This window comes from Reyranella sp., from assembly GCF_965279465.1.
Taxonomy (GTDB): Bacteria; Pseudomonadota; Alphaproteobacteria; order Reyranellales; family Reyranellaceae; genus Reyranella.
Genome location: NZ_OZ257242.1, coordinates 2,023,987 through 2,042,487, shown reverse-complemented (window position 1 = coordinate 2,042,487; position 18,501 = coordinate 2,023,987). Strand labels below are relative to the sequence as shown.

The following is an 18,501-nucleotide window of genomic DNA, read 5'->3' as shown; positions in this document are numbered from 1 at the left end:
TCGCCATGCACCTGATGTATTTCACCGAGCAGCCCATGTCGGCCTACCCCGAGCAGGCCGGCCGCGATTTCGGCGCCACCGCGCTGATGTTCCCCAACACCAATTTCGATCCGGTGGAGGGCTCGCGGCTCTACAACAACTACATCGAGCAATACATGCTGGCCGAGGAGGTCGGCGTCGACGGCATCATGCTGAACGAGCACCACAACGCGCCGTTCTGCATGCAGGCCAAGGCCAACATCTTCGCCGCCATCCTCGCCGGGATGACCAAGAAGGTGAAGATCGTGATGCTGGGCAATCCGCTGCCGCTGGCGGAGAACCCGATCCGGCTGGCCGAAGAGCTCGCCATGATCGACATGATCTCCAAAGGCCGGCTGGTCTCGGGCTTCGTGCGCGGCGGCGGGCAGGAGCAGCTCGCCACCGGCGTCAATCCCGCCTTCAACCGCGAACGCTTCGAGGAAGCGCACGAGCTGGTGACGCAGGCCTGGACGCGGCCCGGCCCGTTCCGTTTCGAGGGCACGCACTATCAGCATCGCGTCGTGAACCCTTGGGCGGTGCCGCTGCAGAAGCCCTATCCGCGGGTCTGGATCCCCGGCGTGATCAGCAAGGAGACGATCATTTGGGCGGCGCAGCAGCGCTATCCCTACATCGCCCTCAACACCTCCATCGAGCAGACCAAGAAGATCTGGGAGTTGTACGATCAGGTGGCTCTCCAGAGCGGCTATGTCGGCGGCCCTGAGAATCGCGGCTACCTGATCCAGGTCCACATCTCGGACAACGAGGAAAAGGCGATTGAGAATGCGCGCCAGTTCCGCTGGATGCAGGGCGAGTTCACCGGCCTGGCCCATCCGGTGTGGAGCACGCCGTCGGGCTACGGCTCGCCGACCGCTCGTCGCGCCTTCGTCGAGTTCGCCTCGGGCCGCGCCAAGAACCCGCGCGGCGAGACCAGCTTCGAGCAGCAGATGGCCGACCTGCGCATCATCGCCGGCACGCCCAAGACCGTCGTCGCCAAGCTGAAGCGCATCCTCGAGGAGACGCGGCCGGGCATTCTGGCGCTGTGGGGCAACGACGGCCGGGTCAGCCAAGAGGATTCGCTGACCTGCATCCGGCTGATGGGCCAGGAGGTTTTCCCGGCGATCCGCGAGATCGCCAAGGAGCTCGACCTCAAGAGCCCGTTCGAATCGAACGCGCCGGTGCATCTGAAGTACTCGACCGACCTCAAGCAGACGGCCAAGGCCGCGGCGGAATAAGGCGATGGCCATGCAGCTCGGGGCCTCTCTCCCCGTCGGCGATATCGGGACCGGTCCCGTCGTCATCCGCGATTATGCCCAGGCGGTCGAAGGGCTGGGCTACGATTTCCTCGTCGCGCCCGACCACGTGCTGGGCGCCGATCCCGACAAGATCCCGCCCGGCGTGCGCATGGGGTCGAACGCGACCGCCTATCACGATCCGTTCGTGCTGTTCGGTTACCTCTCGGGCGTGACGCAAAAGCTCGGCTTTGCCGCCAGCGTGCTGATCCTGGCGCAGCGCCAGGCGGCGCTGGTCGCCAAGCAGGCCGCCTGCCTCGACGAGCTGTGTGAGGGCCGCTTCCGGCTCGGAGTCGGCGTCGGCTGGAACGAGATCGAGTTCCAGGGGCTGGGCTACGATTTCCACACCCGCGGCAAGCGCTCCGAGGAACAGGTGCGCTTCATGCAGGCGCTGTGGAAAGAACCCTCGATCAATTTCAAGGGCCAGTTCCATGAGCTGACCGACGGCGGAATCAATCCGCGGCCCAAGTCGGGCAAGGTCCCAGTCTGGTTCGGCGGCCATGCCGAGGCGACGCTGAAACGCGTAGCGAAGTACGGCGACGGCTTCATGCCGAACCGCTGGCCGCCGGGCGACGAGGCGCTGGCGGTGTTCGACAAGCTGCGTGGCATGATCAAGGCGGCTGGCCGCGACCCCAAGGATGTTGGCCTCGACGTCTGGCTCTCTCCGGCCAAGGGCACGGAGGACGACTGGCGCAAGGAGATCGCCTTCTGGAAGAAGGCGGGCGTCACGCACATCACGGCGCACACGACGTTCGTCAGCGCCATCCACCAGCGCATCGCCGGCAAGACTTACGACGATCATCTCACGGCGATCACGCGCTATAGAAATGCAGTGAAGGATCTGCTGTGAAGTTCACGCTGCACTTCGGCAACAACACCTTTCCCGACCTTCCGAGCGCCATCCGCATGGTCAAGGCGGCCGAAGCGGCGGGGTTCGACTCGGTCGTCGCAGTCGACCACGTCGTGTTCCCGCACCGCTACACCTCGGTCTATCCCTACGCGCCCGGAGGCCGGCTGCCGGGCGGGCCGGGCTCGCCTTTGCCCGATCCGCTGATCTGGATGGCGGCGATGGCCGCGGTCACCACCAGGCTGCGCTTCATGACCGGCGTGATCATCCTCCCGCTGCGCGATCCCTTCGTGCTGGCCAAGCAGGTCGCTACGCTCGATTCGATGAGCAGCGGACGGGTCGAGCTCGGCATCGGCGTCGGCTGGCTCGAGGAGGAATTCGAGGCGCTGGGCGTGCCATTCGAGAAACGCGGCAAGCGCTCGGACGAGTACATCGCCGTGATGCGCAAGCTGTGGGCCGAGGACGGCGCGAGCTTCAAGGGCGAGTTCGTGTCGTTCGACGAGGTCAGCTCCAATCCGAAGCCGGTCAATCGCGCCGTGCCGATCGTGATCGGCGGCCATTCGGCAGCAGCAGCGAAGCGCGCCGGCCGTCTGGGCGACGGCTTCTTCCCATCGATCGGCGCGCAGGTCGACACCGTTCCCCTGTTCGACGTGATGCGCCGCTCGGCCGAAGCCGCCGGCCGCGATCCGAAGGCGATCGAGATCATGGCCGGCTGCCCCGACCTCCTGCCCGGCTCCGGCAAGGACCCACGGCCCGCGATCGAGGAACGCGTCCGCCAAGGCGTCGGCCGCATCGTCCTGCCACTCCCCCGTTTCCAGCCCGATCTCGAAGACAATCTTGCCCGCTTCGGCGAAACGATCATCAAACAGCACCGATAACGAGAAGCACAACTTGCAGGCAGTGCCATCAACGCCTACGTTGATGGCATTGTGGCTAACCTGACAATCCGCGGCCTCGACGACGCTGTGAAAGCCCGCCTGCGCGTGCAAGCCGCACAGCACGGCCGCTCGATGGAGGAGGAAGCGCGCACGATCCTGCGTGCGGCATTGACCGAGACGCCTCCCCAGACGGAGAATCTCGCACAAGCGATACGGCGGCTTTTCGAGCCGCTAGGCGGTATGGAACTGGAACTGCCGCCCCGCGAGAAGATGCGGGAGCCTCCGAATTTCGACTGATGTTCATCGTAGATACGAACGTTCTTTCGGAAGGCAGCAAGCCACGGCCATCGGCAAAAGTGCTCGACTGGCTAGCCGAGCAACCCCGGGCTTTGTTGTTTACGACGACGATCTGCGAAGCCGAATTGCGGCTCGGCCTCGCGCTGTTGCCTGCAGGTAAACGCCGCTCATCTCTCGAAGAAGCTACTCGCCGCCTTTTCGGCGAGTTGTTCGAGGCGCACGTCTTGACGTTCGACCGCGCCGCAGCCAGCGCCTACGCAACAATTAGCGCCGAGCGACGACGGCTCGGGCGATCGATCGCGACGCTCGATGCCCAGATCGCCGCAATTGCCCGCGCCCATGGTGCAGCCGTAGCGACCCGGAATGTTGCGGACTTCACGGATTGCGGCATCGACGTCGTCGATCCCTGGCAAGGCTGACTACATCACCGTCTTGGCGAACCACTCGACCTGATCTTCATACTCGGCCATCGAGTCCGCGGGGATCATCAGCGCGCAGGCATGGTCGACGCCGATCGCCTCGAGCCCCGCGACTTTCTCCCGGATCTGATCGGGCGAGCCGATGAGGTTGGCGACCATCTGCTTGGAGAGATCTCTGCCGGTATAGGCGAGCGACTTGCGGTGATGGACGAGGCCGGACGCCATGTAGCGCTTCTCGGCCTCCTCCGCCGTCTTCGCGATCGTCACCGAGAACTGCGACTTGGTCTCTGTGGCCTGATCAGGCGTAAGCGATCCAGCCACGCCAGGTTAATGCAGCATAGAACAAGGAGACACCCCCAAAACCGGCCTCACGCAGGACGGCATCATCCTGCTCGGGGTCGAGAACCGGCAGATGCGCATCGACGGCGGCGCGCATCTTCTCCACTTGTTCGGGGTCGGCTCCCGACGCGACGGCGAATGCAGCATAGCGTGACAGCCAAAGCGCACGCTCACCCCGTCCCTGCGGAAAGCTGGAATGCGCTGCGACGAATGGCGCTGCAGGCTTGAGCCGGCGGTGGATTTCGCGGACTGTACGTGTCCGTTCATCGGCCTTCAGAAAGTGCAGCGTCAGAAGGCAGATGGCGGCGTCGAATGGCCCTTTGGGGGCGTCGTCGATGTATCCCTTGCAGAACTCGACGCGCGCTGCGTCGGGACCGAGCAGGCGCTTGGCCTCCTCCAGCATGGCGGCTGCCGGATCGACCCCGACGAACGTCCATCCCGGTCGCGCATCGGCCAGCGCGCGCAGCTCCAGGCCGCCGCCCGCACCAAGCACCAGCACACGCGCGTCTTGGGGCACACGCTCGGCAAGCAGGATTGCCGTCATGCGATACAGTTCGGCGAGGCCAGGCACGAAACGCTGCGGGCCGTCGCGATAACGCTTCGCGGCTTCGGGATCGTCGAAAGATGCGAGCAACGATCTCATCGCCTCGTCATGCGGCATGGATCACGCTCACGATACCGCCGCCGTGACACCAGGGTCATCGGTGAAGACACTCAGACTGTCGCGCAGCTGTCCTTCGTCGATGTCACGGGTAATGAAGACGATGCGCGACCGGCGGTCGCGCGACGGCCACTTCTTCATGAGAAGCGGCGGATGGAAGACGTGCTGGACGCCGTGAATCACGAGGGGGCCATCGAGCTCCGCAATGTTGAGGATTCCCTTGATCCTGAGAAGATCCGCCCCTCGGAGCGCTCGAAGCGCATCGAGCCAGGCATAGAAGGCAATTGCCGGGATTGGATCATCGACCGCCAGGCAAAGGGCTTTGATGTGCTCGTCGTGGCGGTTCACGTCATGACGGTGCGCGTGCCCATGATGCCCATGATGATGGTCATGTACATCTTCACTCGGCGACTCGTACGCCTCCGCCTTGAGCCAGCGTTGCACGTCGATGCTCTTGATGGCGGGGTTGTAGAGGCCAGCGTCGAAGATCTCGCCCGGAGGCACGCGGCCATGGGGGGCGATCGCCAGCGGAGCCCCGGGATTGATGACGCGCAAGCGATCGATCAAGGCCTGCATCGCAGCAGGCTCGACGAGGTCGGTCTTGGTCAGCAAGAGCCGATCGGCTACCGCTGCCTGCTTCAAGGATTCGATCTGGCGGTCCAGAGTGGCGTCGCCCGTCGCGGCGTCGATTGTCGTGATCACACCATCGAGCCGAAAGGCCGAGATAAGGGCCGAATCCGACATCAGCGTGTGCAGGATGGGCGCCGGATCGGCCAGACCGGTCGTCTCGATGACCACGCGGTCGAACGGCGCCATCTTTCCCCCGATACGCCGCGCCATCAGACCGCGCAGGGTGTCGACGAGGTCGCCGCGAATGGTGCAGCAGAGGCAACCGCTCTGCAGCAGGACCATGTCCTCGTTCGAACTCTCGACCAGATCATGATCGATGCCGATCTCGCCGAACTCGTTGATGATCACGACCGTGTTCGCGAGTTCGGGCCGGCGGACGAGATTGTTCAGCACGGTCGTCTTTCCGCTACCCAGGAAGCCTGTTAGCAACGAGACGGGCACAAGGTCCCTGCTGCCGTTCGCGCGCATGCCTACTTTCGGCTTCATCCGATTGCCTCCCTGTTCCCGGCGCAGCGCGCACAGGTACCGCTGCATTCAATGATCGGCGTACCCACGCGGAATCCGCGGGCAGCGGCGGCGTGCTCGACCAACTGCTGAATCTCGGCTTCCTCGTACTGGACGGAAGTCCCACAACAATCGCACAGGAGCAGGATGGAGATTTTCTCCTGCCCAGGTCGCTCGCGGATCACATACGCGCCTTTGGATCCGAGGCGGCTGCACAGACCGGCGCCCATCAGGAAATCCAGTGCGCGGTAGGCGGTAGGAGGGTCGATGCGCCGCCCCAGTCGATCGCCCAGCAGCACCATCAGCCGATAGGCGCCGATTGGGCCGTTCTCGGCGACCTCCTCCAACATCGCAAGCCGAAGAGCGGTGAGACGCAATCCCCTTTCATGGGAGAACTGCCGCGCGGCCTCAACGGCCGCAGTCCGTTTCATGATTCTTGCTGGCAGGCGAGAATTCCTTGCATCCATTTCAGAGCCTACAGCGCGGCCGTGAAGAGGTCCGTGTAAGCAGCGGCGTCGGCCGGTCGCGGATTGGTACGGGTCGACAGATCGGCGACGGCATGCGGCACGAGGTCGGCGACCATGCTGTCGGTGACGCCCATCGCGGCGAGCCCGCTCGGCAGACCGAGTTCCCGGTTGCGGATGGTCACGGCCTCGGCGAGGTCCGTGCGTTTTGGCAAGCCCATCGCTTCGGCCAACCGCTCGTACTTCTCCGGCGAAACACCCTCGTTAAACCGCAGGATCGTCGGCAGGATAACGGCATTGAGCGTGCCGTGATGCAGCTTGAGCTTGGGAAGGCGGCCGGCGGCATGGCTCATGGAATGAACCGCGCCCAGGCCCTTGACGAAGGCCATGGCGCCCTCGGTGGAGGCCATCATCATGTGCCAGCGCGCGTCGCGGTCGGCGCCATCGCGCACGGCGGCTTCGATATGCCGCCAGGCCCGACGGAGCCCGTCATAGCCGATGCCCTCTGCTGGCGGGTTGACCACAGGCGAAAGGATCGCCTCGATGCAGTGGGTAACGGCGTCCATGCCTGTCGCGGCAGTCAATGCGGGCGGCAGACCGAGCGTCAGTTCGGGATCGCAGATCGCCACACGCGGGATCATCTTCGGACTGGCGAAGGTGAGCTTCCGCCCGTCGTTCATCACGATGACGAAGCCCACGGAGACCTCGCTCCCGGTCCCGGATGTCGTGGGAATGGCGACGATCGGCGCGACCATGGCGATATGCCGTGCGCCTCCGGTGAGCGGATCGTAGCGGTCGAGCGGCCCGCCGCTGCCTGCCAGCAGCGCCACCGCCTTGCCGAGATCCATCGCCGAGCCGCCGCCCAGCCCGATCACGCCGTCGCAGCCTGCCGACCGGTAGAGCTCGAAGGCAGAAAGGGTTGCCGCCTCGGTCGGATTGGGAGGCGTATCGTCGAACACTGGAAGCGCCCCGCCCTGGTTGAGCGTGCCGAGAACCACATCCAGCAAGCCGGCGGCGCGCACGCCCTTGTCGGTGGCGAGTAACGGCCGCCGCACACCCAGCTTCTCCAGCTCCTTGGGCAGCAGGCGCACGGCACCGAAGTCAAAATGCGTCGTGGTGAGATAGGAAAGGATGGCCATGATGCTCTCCTGCTTCAGTGGGCGGCGGCCGTCGCGACGGAACGCTCGATCAGCGTCGCCAGCCCGCGGAGATAGGCCGACATCCGGGCCGGCTCGGAACCCTTCGCCGTGCATTCGACGAGTTCCTGGACGAGCGCGTCGGCGATGGCATTGATCGGAATCCAACGTTCCCGGGCAGCCGAAAGGGCATCCCCCAGGAGCTGGCGAGCGGTCGCGACATCGGCCGCGTGAACCTGGGCGATGGCTTCGTCGGCAGTCATGCGATGGATCTCGGTTGCGAGGGATGAGGAATGGGCGCTCAGCCGTGGCTGTCCAACTTCCACACCGGAAAGGGATCGCTGAAGCGCGCCCAGATCGAGGGCCCCAGTGCCATTTCCGCGTCCGTTAGCAGGCAAGCATCGAGACGCTCGGTCAGCGTCTTACGATCCATACCTTGCGTGCCGATGAAGACGATCTCCTGGCGGCGATCGCCGTAGGGGCTCTTGAAGGAGTTTCTGATGGTCGAGCGCCATGTCGAGTCCTGCGGCCACTCCTCGCGATCGACCGCTGCCCACCAGGCGCCGGCCGCCTCGTGGCGGAGCATGCCGCCGGCCTGGCTCACCGATCCCGCAATGTTCATGCGGGAGGCCAGCCAGAAGAAGCCCTTGGAGCGGATGACGCGGTCCCACCTGCCGTTCAGAAGAGCGTAGAGCCGATTGGGATGGAAGGGCCGACGCGCCTTGTAAACGAAGCTCCAGAATCCGTAGGTTTCCGTCTCCGGCGTGTGGATGCCGCGCATCTCCTGCAGCCAGCCCGCAGCCTGGCTCGCCTTTTCGTACGAGAACAGCTTGGTATCGAGGATCGTCCAGAGCGGCACCCGGCCGAACTCCGAGGTGACGATGCGCGCCTTGGCGTTCAACCGGCGCAGCATCGACATCAGGAAGACGAGATCGTCCGCCGGGACGAGATCGGCCTTGTTGATCACGATCACGTCGGCGAACTCGACCTGCTCGACGAGAAGATCGACCACCGTGCGCAGGTCTTCGGCCTGGGCTGTCTGACCGCGATCCCTCAAGAAGTCCGCGGTGCTGTAGTCCTCGAGAAAGGCACGCGCGTCGACCACGGTGACCATGGTGTCGAGACGAGCGACATTCGCTAGGCTCTTGCCGGTCTCGTCCTCGAACTCGAACGTGGCCGCCACCGGCATCGGCTCGGAAATGCCCGTCGACTCGATCAGCAGATAGTCGAAGCGGCCTTCGCCCGCCAGGCGCTCGACCTCCTTCAGCAGGTCCTCGCGCAGCGTGCAGCAGATGCAGCCGTTCGACATCTCGACGAGCTTTTCCTCGCTGCGGCTGAGCTCCGCCCCGCCCTGCCGCACCAGGGCGGCGTCGATGTTGACCTCGCTCATGTCGTTCACGATCACGGCGACCTTGCGATCCTCGCGATTGTTGAGAACATGATTGAGCAAGGTCGTCTTGCCGGCGCCCAGGTAGCCCGATAGCACAGTGACCGGCAGCTTATTCATCATCGTCGACCTCGTTCAGGCAAAGGAAGAGCCTCGTCCGGCCGCTGCCGGCCACTGGCGGCGAGCGATGCACGATGGCCCCGGCGCCCGCGCGCCGGACGCCCTTGAAGACGCCCGCAGCAAAGCGCGGCAGTTCTTGCACCGGCCCTCGATAGCGCCGCTGGGCGCGCAGCGCCCGACCGGTATCCGCTTCGGCGAGCCACTGCGTCCCGGGGCCGCGATAGGTAGCGTTCAAGCGAAAACCGACATTGTCGCGATGGAAGCGCCAGCAGGAATCGTGGTCGATCGGCTCGATTCGCAAGTCGACATCGCGACTGCCGATCAACGTCGCGAAAGCGCGCGCCAGTCGGGACGTATCGCCGATCAGTGTTCGCCGCTGCGGGTCATTGGCGAGACCGACCAGATCGCAGAGTGCAGCCATCCGCGCCGGCACGCACGCGACTGGACCGATGAATCGACCCTCCGGAAGGCGCTCGGCAGGCAAGGCGTCAAGCCATTGAGCGAACCCGGGCGGGACCTGTCGCCTCCAGATCGCCAAGGCAACTCCTACCTCTTGCATCCTAGCCAGGACCGCCACGTCTGTGCCTTCGACGATCCGGGGTTCCGACGGGCCCATGCTTCGTGTTAGGACGCCAGGCAATTGTCGAAACCCGTCTTCAATTGCGCTTCGTCGAGGCCGCGCCCGATCAGCACGAACTTCGATTCGCGGGTCTCACCTGCCAGCCAAGGCTTGCCCGGGGCGCCCTCCATCAACATGTGAACGCCCTGGAAGACGAAACGATTGCGACTACTCTTCAAGTCGAGAATGCCTTTGGATCGCAGGATGTCGACACCACGGATCCGCAGCAGATCGGAGATCCAGACGTTGAACTTTTCCGGGTCCAGAGGTCGCGTCGCCCGTAGCGACACGCTGGTGATCGCATTGTCGTGCTCGTGGTCGTCCTCGCCGAGGAAATTCGGCTCGATTTCGAGGATGCGATTGAGATCGAAAGCCCCGCAGTCGAGGAGCTCGGTGACCGGCATCACGCAATGATCCGTCTTGTGCAGTCGCGCCATCGGATTGATCGACCGAATTCGCGCCTCGACCCGCGCCGCCTCCTCCGATGACACGAGATCGATCTTGTTGAGGAGAACGATGTCGGCGAAAGCCACCTGTTCCTCGGCCTCGTGGCTGTCCTCCAGTCGCTGCAAAAAATTCTTCGCGTCGACCACGGTGACGATGGAATCCAGCTTCGTTCGGCTGCGCACGTCATCATCGACGAAGAATGTCTGTGCGACCGGCGCCGGGTCCGCGAGGCCGGTGGTTTCTATGAGGATCGCATCGAACCGGCCCTTGCGCTTCATCAGACCTTCGATGATGCGGATGAGGTCGCCCCGCACCGTGCAGCAGATGCAACCGTTGTTCATCTCGAAGACCTCTTCCTCGGCATCGACGACTAGTTCGTTGTCGATGCCGAGCTCCCCGAACTCATTGACGATGACGGCATATCTCTTGCCGTGCTGTTCACTGAGAACGCGGTTGAGCAAGGTCGTCTTGCCGGCGCCGAGATAGCCGGTCAGGACCGTAACGGGAACGGGAACGGGATCTAGCATCGATCTTCCTCCTTGATGTCAGAACACACGCAAGCCTTTCTCCGGCGTTGGTCGCGCACGGCGTCTATGCTCTGGGTCAGGGCACCTTCCAGCCGCCGCAGCAGTCGTTGCGCGGGACCGCTCTCCCGCACCGCAGGATCTCGAAACAGGGCGATGACAAGGCCAGCCTCATGGCGACTCAATCTGGGCACGAGATCTCAATCTATATGATATGATATGATATAACATATCAATTCTTACCGATCTGCCAAGGCCAGCATCGTCACCGGGGCATTTTATTCGGGTCTGCGTCGAACCATGTCGATCCGCGCGTAGAGCGGTGACTTCAGCAAGCTGGCGATCACGCGTGCAGCCTCATCAATGGCGCTTGCCCAGCATTCGGTCTCGGTCAAAGCTGCCGAGCAGCAGGGCCGCTGACACACGTGTCGCCGTTGCAGCGACGATGATTGATCTCGACGGATCTGAATGCCGCTTATCGTAGCCCCTGTAACCGCAACAAGGTCAAGCCAACGAATGTGAGCAATGCCGACCGGCAGGAACTATCAATCCCATGGCGAGCCGAATGTCGACGGCTGAGCTTCGATAGACAGGCGCGCGGGCTTGACCTCGCGTTCGATCAAGCGCAGCCGCTGCTTCGCTCGTGCAACCAGCTGAGAAAATTACGACGCGGCACCATTTGTAGGCGCCGCGCCAGCATCTGCCTTAGCGCGACGAAACCACCTCGACAGGACCATGGTCGTCGCAATGTGCGCCATGGGGATGGTGTAGATGTCCGTTGACCAGGTAGTCCACATGGTCGCCGTGGGGCACGGCGTCATGGCCGCAGCCCGGTTCATGCTGGTGCTGGCTATCACGGGCTCCGCAATCATCGTCAGGCGTGCACCGGTCGGGATTGCGCGCGGCGATTTCGATCTCGTGCTCGTCGATATGCCCTCCATGGGGATGATGGAGATGCCCGTCGTGCAGGTAGTCGACGTGGTTGCCATGCTTGACGGCGATATGCCCGCAATCCGGTCCGTGGGTATGCGGATGATCTTCGTGGATTCGATGCTCGTGGTTGGCCATGACTGCATTCCTTCTGCTGTGGCTCAGTGGTGTTCGCTCGCGTGAGCAAGCGCATTTCTGACGAGTGTCAGAACGTGATCGTCCGCGATGCTGTAGATAATGCTCCTGCCTTCACGCCGGCGCGCCACCAGACGGGCCCCATGCAAGACTTGCAGACGCGCCGAAACGGTCGTCATTGCCTCATCCATCCGATCAGAGAGCTCGCCAACACTGTGCTCTCTTTCCGCCAGGAAGATGAGGATATTGAGCCGAGACGCGTCGGCGAGGGCGCCGAACATCGTTGTCACGGCTTGGATCTGGGCAGGTGTGGCTTTCTCTTTCATTCCGTTGATCAATGGAATGTTGCATAATAGACGGCGATGCGGCGGTCAAGACCGAAGGCTGCAGGCGAAATATGTGCGGAACGTCAGCGTCCAAAGCACTTCGCTTCCGGCAATCGGCACACCGACGCCTTCAATTTCCAGCAGGCCTGATTACATCACCGTCTTCGCGAACCACTCGATCTGGTCCTCGTACTCGGCCATCGAGTCGGCGGGGATCATCAGGGCGCAGGCGTGGTCAACGCCGATCGCCTCGAGCCCCGCGACTTTCTCCCGGATCTGATCGGGCGAGCCGATGAGGTTGGCGACCATCTGCTTGGAGAGATCGCGGCCGGTATAGGCGAGCGACTTGCGGTGATGGACGAGTCCGGACGCCATGTAGCGCTTCTCCGCCTCCTCTGGTGTCTTCGCGATAGTGACCGAGAACTGCGGCGCGATCTCGATCTCCTTCGGATCGCGGCCGAGCTCGGCGGCGCGGTCCTTGAGGATCCTGATCCATTCGGCGAGCTCGGGCCACGGCCGCCAGCCCGGCAGCCAGCCGGTGGCGAAGCGCGCGGTGCGCTCGATGGTCGGCTTGTTGTGCCCGCCGAGCCACAGCGCGAAGGGATCGCGCTTCGGCTTGGGATACATCTCGATGTCCTTGACCGCGTAGTACTTGCCCTCGTGCGTGACCCGCCGCTCGGTGAACAGCCGCTGCATCAGCTCGAGGCCCTCGTCCATCATCTCGCCGCGCTGCGCCGTAGGCGCGAGCCGCGGCGCCCAGGCGGCGAACTCCTCGCGATAGGCACCAATGCCCAGCGCCAGGATGAGCCGGCCGTTCGACAGCTGGTCGATGGTCGCCGCCGTCTTGGCGAGCCAGAACGGATCGCGCATCGGCTGGACGGCGAGCGCGGTGCCGACCTCCAGCGTCGTCGTCGCCGCGGCGCAAAACGACAGCACTGTCAGCAGCTCGTAGAAGTTGGGCGGCGAATCGGGATAGAGTTCGCGCACGTAGTTCTGACTCTGGATGTGGTCGTTACCCCAGACCGAATGGTAGCCAAGCTTCTCGCAGAGCTTCGCCATGCGCACGAAATCGGAGGGATCGACGAAGGGAACGGGGTACATCACCCCTTCAAAGCCGGTCGGCAGGCTGACGCTGAATTTCATGAGGTTGCGGCCTTCAGTGATTGCGCGATGGACGACGCATCTTCCATGCCGCCGATGATCACCTCGTCGAGCCCGATCGAGCGGTACTCCTCGAGCTTGGCCTTGACCTCGGCCGGCGTGCCGCAGGCCGCGTGGCGGCGCACGACGTCGTCGCTCACCAGCCGGTCGACTTCGCTCCAGTGCTCCGCCGCATAAGCCGCCGCCAGCGCTGCCTGGTCGAGGCTCGCGCCGCCCAGGCGGATGTTCTCGGCATGATGCGCGCCGCGCAGCACGAAGCCGATCGGCCGGCGGATCGACTCGGTCGGGCCAAGGCGTGTGTAGACGATGCCGGCGCGCAGGAACGGCTGGCCCGACGCCGGCGCCGCGTGATCGAGGCAGGCCTTCACGAACGGGGCCGAGGTCGCGGCCGAGATCAGCACGCCGTCGCTGTCGCGGCCGGCGAGCTTCAGCATGGCGGGCCTCGACGCGGCGATCACGATCGGGATGTTCCGCCCGCCATTGGCCAGCCGCCGGCCCGAAACCTTGAATGCCTGACCCTGGAAGTCGGCCATGTCTCCGGCGAAAAGCTGGCGGCAGACTTTCACCGCTTCGCCGATCGTCACCAGCGGCTTGGGTGAGTCGATGCCGGCCACCTTGAGATCCGCCGGCGCGCCGGCACCGAGGCAGAGGATCACACGGCCGGGATACATCTCGTCGAGGCTGGCCGCCGCCATGGCGATGTAGACGGGATGCGTCGTGTACGGGCTCATCGCCATCAGGGCGATCCTGATCTTCTTCGTGGCGGCGAGCGCGAGGGCCGCGCTCGTCACCGGATCGCGCAGGAAGAGATGACAGGCGATCCACAAGGTCGAGGCGCCGCCTTCCTCCGCCGCCTGCGCCTGCGCCGCAATGCTGGCGATCGGCGCGCGGCCGTCCATGGCAATTCCAAGCTCAGCCATTGGTGAATCCGTAGCTCTTCTTCAGCGCTTCCATCAGCTCGGGCAGCCCGCCCTGGACGATCGGTGGCTCGGGCAGCGCCTGCTCGATCGGGCCGGGATCTTTCATGCCCGCCGCCGTCATCAGCGCCACGCAGCGCTCGTGCGGCTTGATCGTGCCCTGAGCCCGCAACCGCTCGATCGCCGCAAAGGGCGCAGCGGAAGACGCTTCCGGCCAGAGGCCTTCCTTTGCGGCCAGCGTCAGCACCCAGCGGCGCAGGTCATCGTCGCCGACCGTCACCGCCGCACCGTTCGACCGGCGCAGCACGTCGAGGCCCTGGACGGTGCCCTGCAGCGCGCCGATCGAGGTCGCGATCGAGGGCGCGTTGCGCGGCGATTCGGGCGGCATGGCATCGCCGCCTTCCATCGCGGCGGCGAGCGACCCCGAAACCTCGGCGGCGACGAAGCGCGGCGTGCGGTGGATCCAGCCCAAAGCCTTCAGCTCCTCGAAGCCCTTCCACATGCCGTAGAGGGCGTCGCCGTAGCACACCGGCAACACGCACCAGTCGGGCGGCTGCCAGTCGAAGGCCTCGGCGACCTCGTAGGCGATCGTCTTGTAGCCCTCCATGCCGTACGGATTGCTACCGACCACCGGTCCGAAGAACGGCGAGGTCGGATACCAGCCAAGCTCGCGCACGCCGAGCGTCTGCAAGCGCCAGCGGTCCATCCTGTCCATGACCTTGACCAGCATGGCGCCGTAGGCGCGCATCTGCAGGACCAGAGGACCGGCGGAAGTCGTGACGGTGAAGACCACGCACGGCAGTCCCGCCTTCGCGGCAAAGGCCGCGGCGGAAGCGCCGGCATTGCCGGAGGAGCTCGAGACCACGACCTTGGCGCCGAAGCGCCTGGCCATGGTGACCGCGCCGGAGCCCAGCCGGTCCTTGAACGACCAGGTCGGGTTCCGCGACTCGTCCTTGATCCAGACATCGCCGAGGCCAAGCGACGGCGCGGGCAGGAGCGGCGTGTTGCCCTCGCCCAAAGTCACCGCTTCAGAGGCCGAGGCATGAAGAAAGGCCTCCCAGCGCCACATCGAGCCGCGATCCCGACGGATGGCGGCACGGTCCATGCCGATACCGGGAACGGAGTCGTAGGCCACACCAAGGTTGGCGGGCGCGCCACGTGCCCGGCAGGCCGGGCAATCCTGGGCATAATGGTCAATGGGAAAACGGGCGCTACAACGAACGCAGGCAAGCGCAGAGGGTACAGGCATGGCGCGGCCAAGTTGGCGTTCCGCATCCGGGGCGTCAACCGCAGATGCCTCGATGTCCGACGCGTCCTAAGATGACGGTGTGCAGAAGCAGAACACACTCAGCGCCCGCGCGACCATGTCGCTGCTGGGCTACATCTCCGGCTTCGTCGACACGCTGGGCTTCATCGCCCTGTTCGGGCTGTTCCCCGCCCACATCACCGGCAATGTCGTGCTGCTCGCAGCGTCTTTCGCCGACTATCGGTCCGGCTTGCTGCTCAAGCTTCTCGCCATTCCGGTCTTCATCGCCGCGGCGATCGCGACCCGACTGTACCTGATCCACCACGAGCGCCGTTCACGCGACGCCTCGCCTCACATCCTGATTGCCGAGGCAGCGCTGCTTGCCGTCTTCATGGCGGTCGCGCTCGCCGCGACGCCTTTCGAAAATCAGGACGGTGTCGCGACGATCGCCACGGGCCTGCTGGCCGCCACCGCCATGGCGGTCCAGAATACCGCCGCTCGCACCTTCCTCAACGGCCTGCCCCCGACCACCGTCATGACGGGGAACCTGATGCAGATCATCGTCGATATCCTGGACGTCATGCACAGCCATGGAGCCGTCGACGCCAAGCGCGCCCGGCTCGCCAACCTGGTGCCGCTGCTGCTCTCCTTCTCCGCCGGCGCCCTGTGCGGCGCGATCGGCTACCTCACGATCGGCTTCCTCGCCCTGATCGCCCCGATCCTGGCGGCCTTGACCCTCGGCCTCTTCGCGAGACCGCATCCCGCAACGGTGGCCTGACATGTCGACGCTCCTGCTCACCCATCCCGCCTGCCTCGGCCACGAGCCTGGGCCCCATCATCCCGAACGGCCCGACCGCCTGCGCGCGGTGCTGGCAGCGCTCGACGACGCGGCGTTCGCCGGCCTCGCGCGCGCCGAAGCACCGGCGGCCACCCTCGAGCAGCTCCTGCGGGTCCATCCGGAGAACTACGTCCAGGCCATGATCGGCGCCAGTCCGGCCCCGGGCGAGTACGCGATGATCGACGGCGACACGGTCATGAGCAGCGGCAGCATCGACGCCGCCCTGCGCGCCGCCGGGGCGGTGGTCGCCGGCGTCGATGCCGTGATGGGCGGCATGGCCGACACAGCCTTCGCCGCGGTCCGGCCGCCCGGCCATCACGCGACGCCGGACGTTCCCGGCGGCTTCTGCCTGTTCAACAATGTCGCGATCGGCGCGCGCCATGCCCAAGCCGTGCACGGCGTCGAGCGGGTCGCGATCCTCGATTTCGACGTCCACCACGGCCAGGGCACCCAGACCGTGGTCGAGCCCGACCCGTCGCTGTTCTACGGCTCGACCCACCAGTATCCGCTCTATCCCGGCACCGGCCATGCGCGCGAGCGTGGCATCGACGGCAACGTCGCCAACGTGCCGCTGCGGCCCAACAGCGGCAGCGCCCAGTTTCGGCTGGCCTGGGGCGACATCATCCTGCCGCAGCTCGACCGCTTCGCACCGGAATTGGTGATCATTTCGGCAGGCTTCGACGGCCACAAGGCCGACCCACTGGCGCAGCTCAACCTGGAAACAGAGGATTTCGTCTGGATCACACGGGAACTGCTCGAGATCGCGGACCGCCATGCTTCCGGGCGTGTCGTTTCCGCGCTCGAGGGCGGATACGATCTCGATACCTTGGCCGAAAGCGCCGCCGCGCACATACGGACATTGATGCGCCTGCGCGAAGGCGGCGGACGCCCCGTCTCGGCTGTCTGAAGGGCCGGCCGATGTGCAAATCACCCTGGAAGTTTCATCGTGCCGTAGAACAACCGGTGTAGGCTTGGGGGCAGATGCGCCGGGTCTGCCAAATCCTCGCCGCCCTGCTGGTCGGGCTGATTACTTCGACCACAGTGCGCGCGCAGGCCTGGTGGACCGAGTTGCAGGATGGCTTCCTGCCCATTCCCTCAGTCGGCACCAGCCTTCCCAACCGTGGCGATCCGGGCGGAGCCCGCAAGTGGTTGGGCGACCGCGGCATTGTCCTTGGCCTCGAGTACACCTCGGACGTGCTGTCGGTCGTTTCCGGCGGACTCCGAACCGGCACCGTCTTTCAAGGCAAGCTGCAGGGCATACTGACGGTCGACTTCGGCAAGATCGGCCTGGACGGCCTGTCGCTGTTCGCGAACTTCTTCCAGATCCACAATACAGGCCTCATCCGCCAAGACTACGTCGGTGGGCTCGACACCATCGCCGCCATCGAAGCCCTGCCGTCGACCAGGCTGTCGGAGCTTTGGGTCGAGCAGTCGTTCCTGCGCGGCAAAGGCAGCCTCCGGGTGGGCCAGCTCGCCGCGGACAGCGAGTTCTTCTTCAGCGACCTGGCCACGATATTCCTGGAGGCCGACTGGCCGACGATCGCCGCAGCGAACCTGCCCAGCGGCGGTGCCGCCTATCCGCTGGCGACGCCAGGCATCAGATTGATGGTCCAGCCTCTGCCTTCGCTGACGATGCTCTTCGCCGTGATGAACGGCGACCCGGCCGGACCCGGCCCAGGGAACCCGCAGCTGCGAAACTACAATGGTTTCAACTTTCGTTTGAGCGATCCTCCCTTCGTCATCGCCGAAGCACAGTATCGCCTGCACACCGGCGACAGCGACAGCAGGCTGGCGACGACCCTGAAATTGGGCGGATGGCATAGTTTCGGGTGGTTCGACGATCAGCGCATCGCCAACGACGGAACCTTGCTGGCCGACCCGTCCGGGTCCGGAATCCCGCTGCAGCGGCGTGGCAATTCCGGACTCTATGGCGTGCTCGACCAGCAGCTCTGGCGCCCCAAGGGGGGCGATTCCCAAAGCGGCGTATCGTTCTTCACGCGAGCATCGATCAGCCCTTCCGCCGGTAGCCTGATCGACCGCTATATCGACGGAGGCATCGTGTTCGGGGGGATTTCTGCCAAGCGGCCCTACGACAGGTTCGGAGCGAGCGTCGTGCATGCGAGATTCTCCCCCAGCGCAACCGCGTTCGACCGGGATACGGCGCTGTACACAGGCGAACCTGTCGTCATCCGCGACAGCGAGACGAACCTGGAGCTTACCTATGTCGCGCAGATCGTGCCCGGCTGGACGGTGCAGCCGACGCTCCAGTTCGTCTGGCATCCCAATGGCAACTCCCTGTTGAATGCCGTCGTGGTCGGAGCTCGCTCCCTCATCCGATATTGAGTCGGTGATGATGGGGCCGTCCAACG

General features: G+C 64.8%; 22 protein-coding genes. 9 read left to right on the top strand and 13 right to left on the bottom strand.

What is annotated here, in order from left to right; all coding sequences use genetic code 11:
* Positions 1 to 5: 5 nt before the first annotated feature.
* The 5 genes from ACQY8M_RS09995 to ACQY8M_RS09975 all read left to right on the top strand — a co-directional run bounded on the left by ACQY8M_RS09995 (position 6) and on the right by ACQY8M_RS09975 (position 3,748).
* Positions 6 to 1,250, top strand: a complete 1,245-nt coding sequence (locus ACQY8M_RS09995; RefSeq protein WP_428671406.1) for an LLM class flavin-dependent oxidoreductase — start codon at positions 6 to 8, stop codon at positions 1,248 to 1,250.
* Between the two features lie 4 nt (positions 1,251 to 1,254).
* Entirely contained in the window at positions 1,255 to 2,157 is a 903-nt protein-coding gene (locus ACQY8M_RS09990; protein WP_428671404.1) for an LLM class F420-dependent oxidoreductase, read from the top strand.
* A complete protein-coding gene (locus ACQY8M_RS09985; RefSeq protein ID WP_428671403.1) occupies positions 2,154 to 3,032 on the top strand; it encodes an LLM class F420-dependent oxidoreductase in 879 nt (292 codons plus the stop codon). Before ACQY8M_RS09990 ends, ACQY8M_RS09985 begins: the two co-directional genes overlap by 4 nt.
* Before the next feature lie 87 nt (positions 3,033 to 3,119).
* A complete protein-coding gene (locus ACQY8M_RS09980; protein WP_428671401.1) occupies positions 3,120 to 3,329 on the top strand; it encodes a FitA-like ribbon-helix-helix domain-containing protein in 210 nt (69 codons plus the stop codon).
* The gene (locus ACQY8M_RS09975; RefSeq protein WP_428671399.1) at positions 3,329 to 3,748 is read left to right on the top strand and encodes a type II toxin-antitoxin system VapC family toxin; all 420 of its coding nucleotides are present in this window, start codon (positions 3,329 to 3,331) and stop codon (positions 3,746 to 3,748) included. The genes ACQY8M_RS09980 and ACQY8M_RS09975 overlap by 1 nt, the downstream gene beginning before the upstream one ends.
* Here the strand turns inward: ACQY8M_RS09975 and ACQY8M_RS09970 are convergent, their stop codons facing one another.
* The 9 genes from ACQY8M_RS09970 to ACQY8M_RS09930 all read right to left on the bottom strand — a co-directional run bounded on the left by ACQY8M_RS09970 (position 3,749) and on the right by ACQY8M_RS09930 (position 10,582).
* Positions 3,749 to 4,015 (bottom strand): hypothetical protein, encoded by a 267-nt coding sequence (locus ACQY8M_RS09970; protein WP_428671397.1) that lies wholly within the window; start codon positions 4,013 to 4,015, stop codon positions 3,749 to 3,751.
* A gap of 31 nt (positions 4,016 to 4,046) precedes the next feature.
* Complete coding sequence (locus ACQY8M_RS09965; protein ID WP_428671395.1) at positions 4,047 to 4,748, bottom strand: class I SAM-dependent methyltransferase; 702 nt, start codon at positions 4,746 to 4,748, stop codon at positions 4,047 to 4,049.
* A 9-nt stretch (positions 4,749 to 4,757) separates the two neighbouring features.
* A complete protein-coding gene (locus ACQY8M_RS09960; RefSeq protein WP_428671393.1) occupies positions 4,758 to 5,864 on the bottom strand; it encodes a CobW family GTP-binding protein in 1,107 nt (368 codons plus the stop codon).
* Positions 5,861 to 6,313: a Fur family transcriptional regulator gene (locus ACQY8M_RS09955; RefSeq protein ID WP_428671391.1), complete on the bottom strand. Its 453-nt coding sequence runs from the start codon at positions 6,311 to 6,313 to the stop codon at positions 5,861 to 5,863. The genes ACQY8M_RS09960 and ACQY8M_RS09955 overlap by 4 nt, the downstream gene beginning before the upstream one ends.
* Before the next feature lie 44 nt (positions 6,314 to 6,357).
* Positions 6,358 to 7,485 (bottom strand): iron-containing alcohol dehydrogenase, encoded by a 1,128-nt coding sequence (locus tag ACQY8M_RS09950; RefSeq protein ID WP_428671389.1) that lies wholly within the window; start codon positions 7,483 to 7,485, stop codon positions 6,358 to 6,360.
* Positions 7,486 to 7,499: 14 nt separating this feature from the next.
* Positions 7,500 to 7,745, bottom strand: a complete 246-nt coding sequence (locus ACQY8M_RS09945) for a hypothetical protein (RefSeq protein WP_428671387.1) — start codon at positions 7,743 to 7,745, stop codon at positions 7,500 to 7,502.
* Positions 7,746 to 7,783: 38 nt separating this feature from the next.
* Positions 7,784 to 8,992: a zinc metallochaperone GTPase ZigA gene (zigA, locus tag ACQY8M_RS09940; RefSeq protein ID WP_428671385.1), complete on the bottom strand. Its 1,209-nt coding sequence runs from the start codon at positions 8,990 to 8,992 to the stop codon at positions 7,784 to 7,786.
* Complete coding sequence (locus ACQY8M_RS09935) at positions 8,982 to 9,527, bottom strand: DUF1826 domain-containing protein (protein ID WP_428671383.1); 546 nt, start codon at positions 9,525 to 9,527, stop codon at positions 8,982 to 8,984. Before ACQY8M_RS09935 ends, zigA begins: the two co-directional genes overlap by 11 nt.
* 86 nt (positions 9,528 to 9,613) lie before the next feature.
* Complete coding sequence (locus tag ACQY8M_RS09930) at positions 9,614 to 10,582, bottom strand: CobW family GTP-binding protein (protein WP_428671381.1); 969 nt, start codon at positions 10,580 to 10,582, stop codon at positions 9,614 to 9,616.
* Positions 10,583 to 11,350: 768 nt separating this feature from the next.
* Here ACQY8M_RS09930 and ACQY8M_RS09925 point away from each other — a divergent pair.
* Positions 11,351 to 11,692 carry a hypothetical protein gene (locus tag ACQY8M_RS09925; protein ID WP_428671379.1) on the top strand — a complete coding sequence of 114 codons (342 nt, stop codon included), beginning with the start codon at positions 11,351 to 11,353 and terminating at the stop codon, positions 11,690 to 11,692.
* On the opposite strand, the gene ACQY8M_RS09920 is transcribed toward ACQY8M_RS09925, so the two are convergent.
* The 4 genes from ACQY8M_RS09920 to ACQY8M_RS09905 all read right to left on the bottom strand — a co-directional run bounded on the left by ACQY8M_RS09920 (position 11,671) and on the right by ACQY8M_RS09905 (position 15,183).
* A complete protein-coding gene (locus ACQY8M_RS09920; protein WP_428671377.1) occupies positions 11,671 to 11,970 on the bottom strand; it encodes an ArsR/SmtB family transcription factor in 300 nt (99 codons plus the stop codon). The two genes, ACQY8M_RS09925 and ACQY8M_RS09920, sit on opposite strands and share 22 nt — an antisense overlap.
* A 150-nt stretch (positions 11,971 to 12,120) precedes the next feature.
* Positions 12,121 to 13,113, bottom strand: coding sequence for an LLM class flavin-dependent oxidoreductase (locus tag ACQY8M_RS09915; RefSeq protein ID WP_428671375.1), 993 nt, complete (start codon positions 13,111 to 13,113; stop codon positions 12,121 to 12,123).
* Positions 13,110 to 14,051 (bottom strand): LLM class flavin-dependent oxidoreductase, encoded by a 942-nt coding sequence (locus tag ACQY8M_RS09910; RefSeq protein ID WP_428671373.1) that lies wholly within the window; start codon positions 14,049 to 14,051, stop codon positions 13,110 to 13,112. The genes ACQY8M_RS09915 and ACQY8M_RS09910 overlap by 4 nt, the downstream gene beginning before the upstream one ends.
* Positions 14,044 to 15,183, bottom strand: coding sequence for a pyridoxal-phosphate dependent enzyme (locus ACQY8M_RS09905; protein ID WP_428671371.1), 1,140 nt, complete (start codon positions 15,181 to 15,183; stop codon positions 14,044 to 14,046). Before ACQY8M_RS09905 ends, ACQY8M_RS09910 begins: the two co-directional genes overlap by 8 nt.
* Positions 15,184 to 15,376: 193 nt before the next feature.
* Between ACQY8M_RS09905 and ACQY8M_RS09900 the strand changes: the two genes are divergently transcribed.
* The 3 genes from ACQY8M_RS09900 to ACQY8M_RS09890 all read left to right on the top strand — a co-directional run bounded on the left by ACQY8M_RS09900 (position 15,377) and on the right by ACQY8M_RS09890 (position 18,475).
* Positions 15,377 to 16,072: a YoaK family protein gene (locus ACQY8M_RS09900; RefSeq protein ID WP_428671369.1), complete on the top strand. Its 696-nt coding sequence runs from the start codon at positions 15,377 to 15,379 to the stop codon at positions 16,070 to 16,072.
* 1 nt (position 16,073) lies between these two features.
* The gene (locus ACQY8M_RS09895; protein ID WP_428671367.1) at positions 16,074 to 17,039 is read left to right on the top strand and encodes a histone deacetylase family protein; all 966 of its coding nucleotides are present in this window, start codon (positions 16,074 to 16,076) and stop codon (positions 17,037 to 17,039) included.
* Between the two features lie 74 nt (positions 17,040 to 17,113).
* Entirely contained in the window at positions 17,114 to 18,475 is a 1,362-nt protein-coding gene (locus ACQY8M_RS09890) for a carbohydrate porin (RefSeq protein WP_428671365.1), read from the top strand.
* Positions 18,476 to 18,501 lie beyond the last annotated feature (26 nt).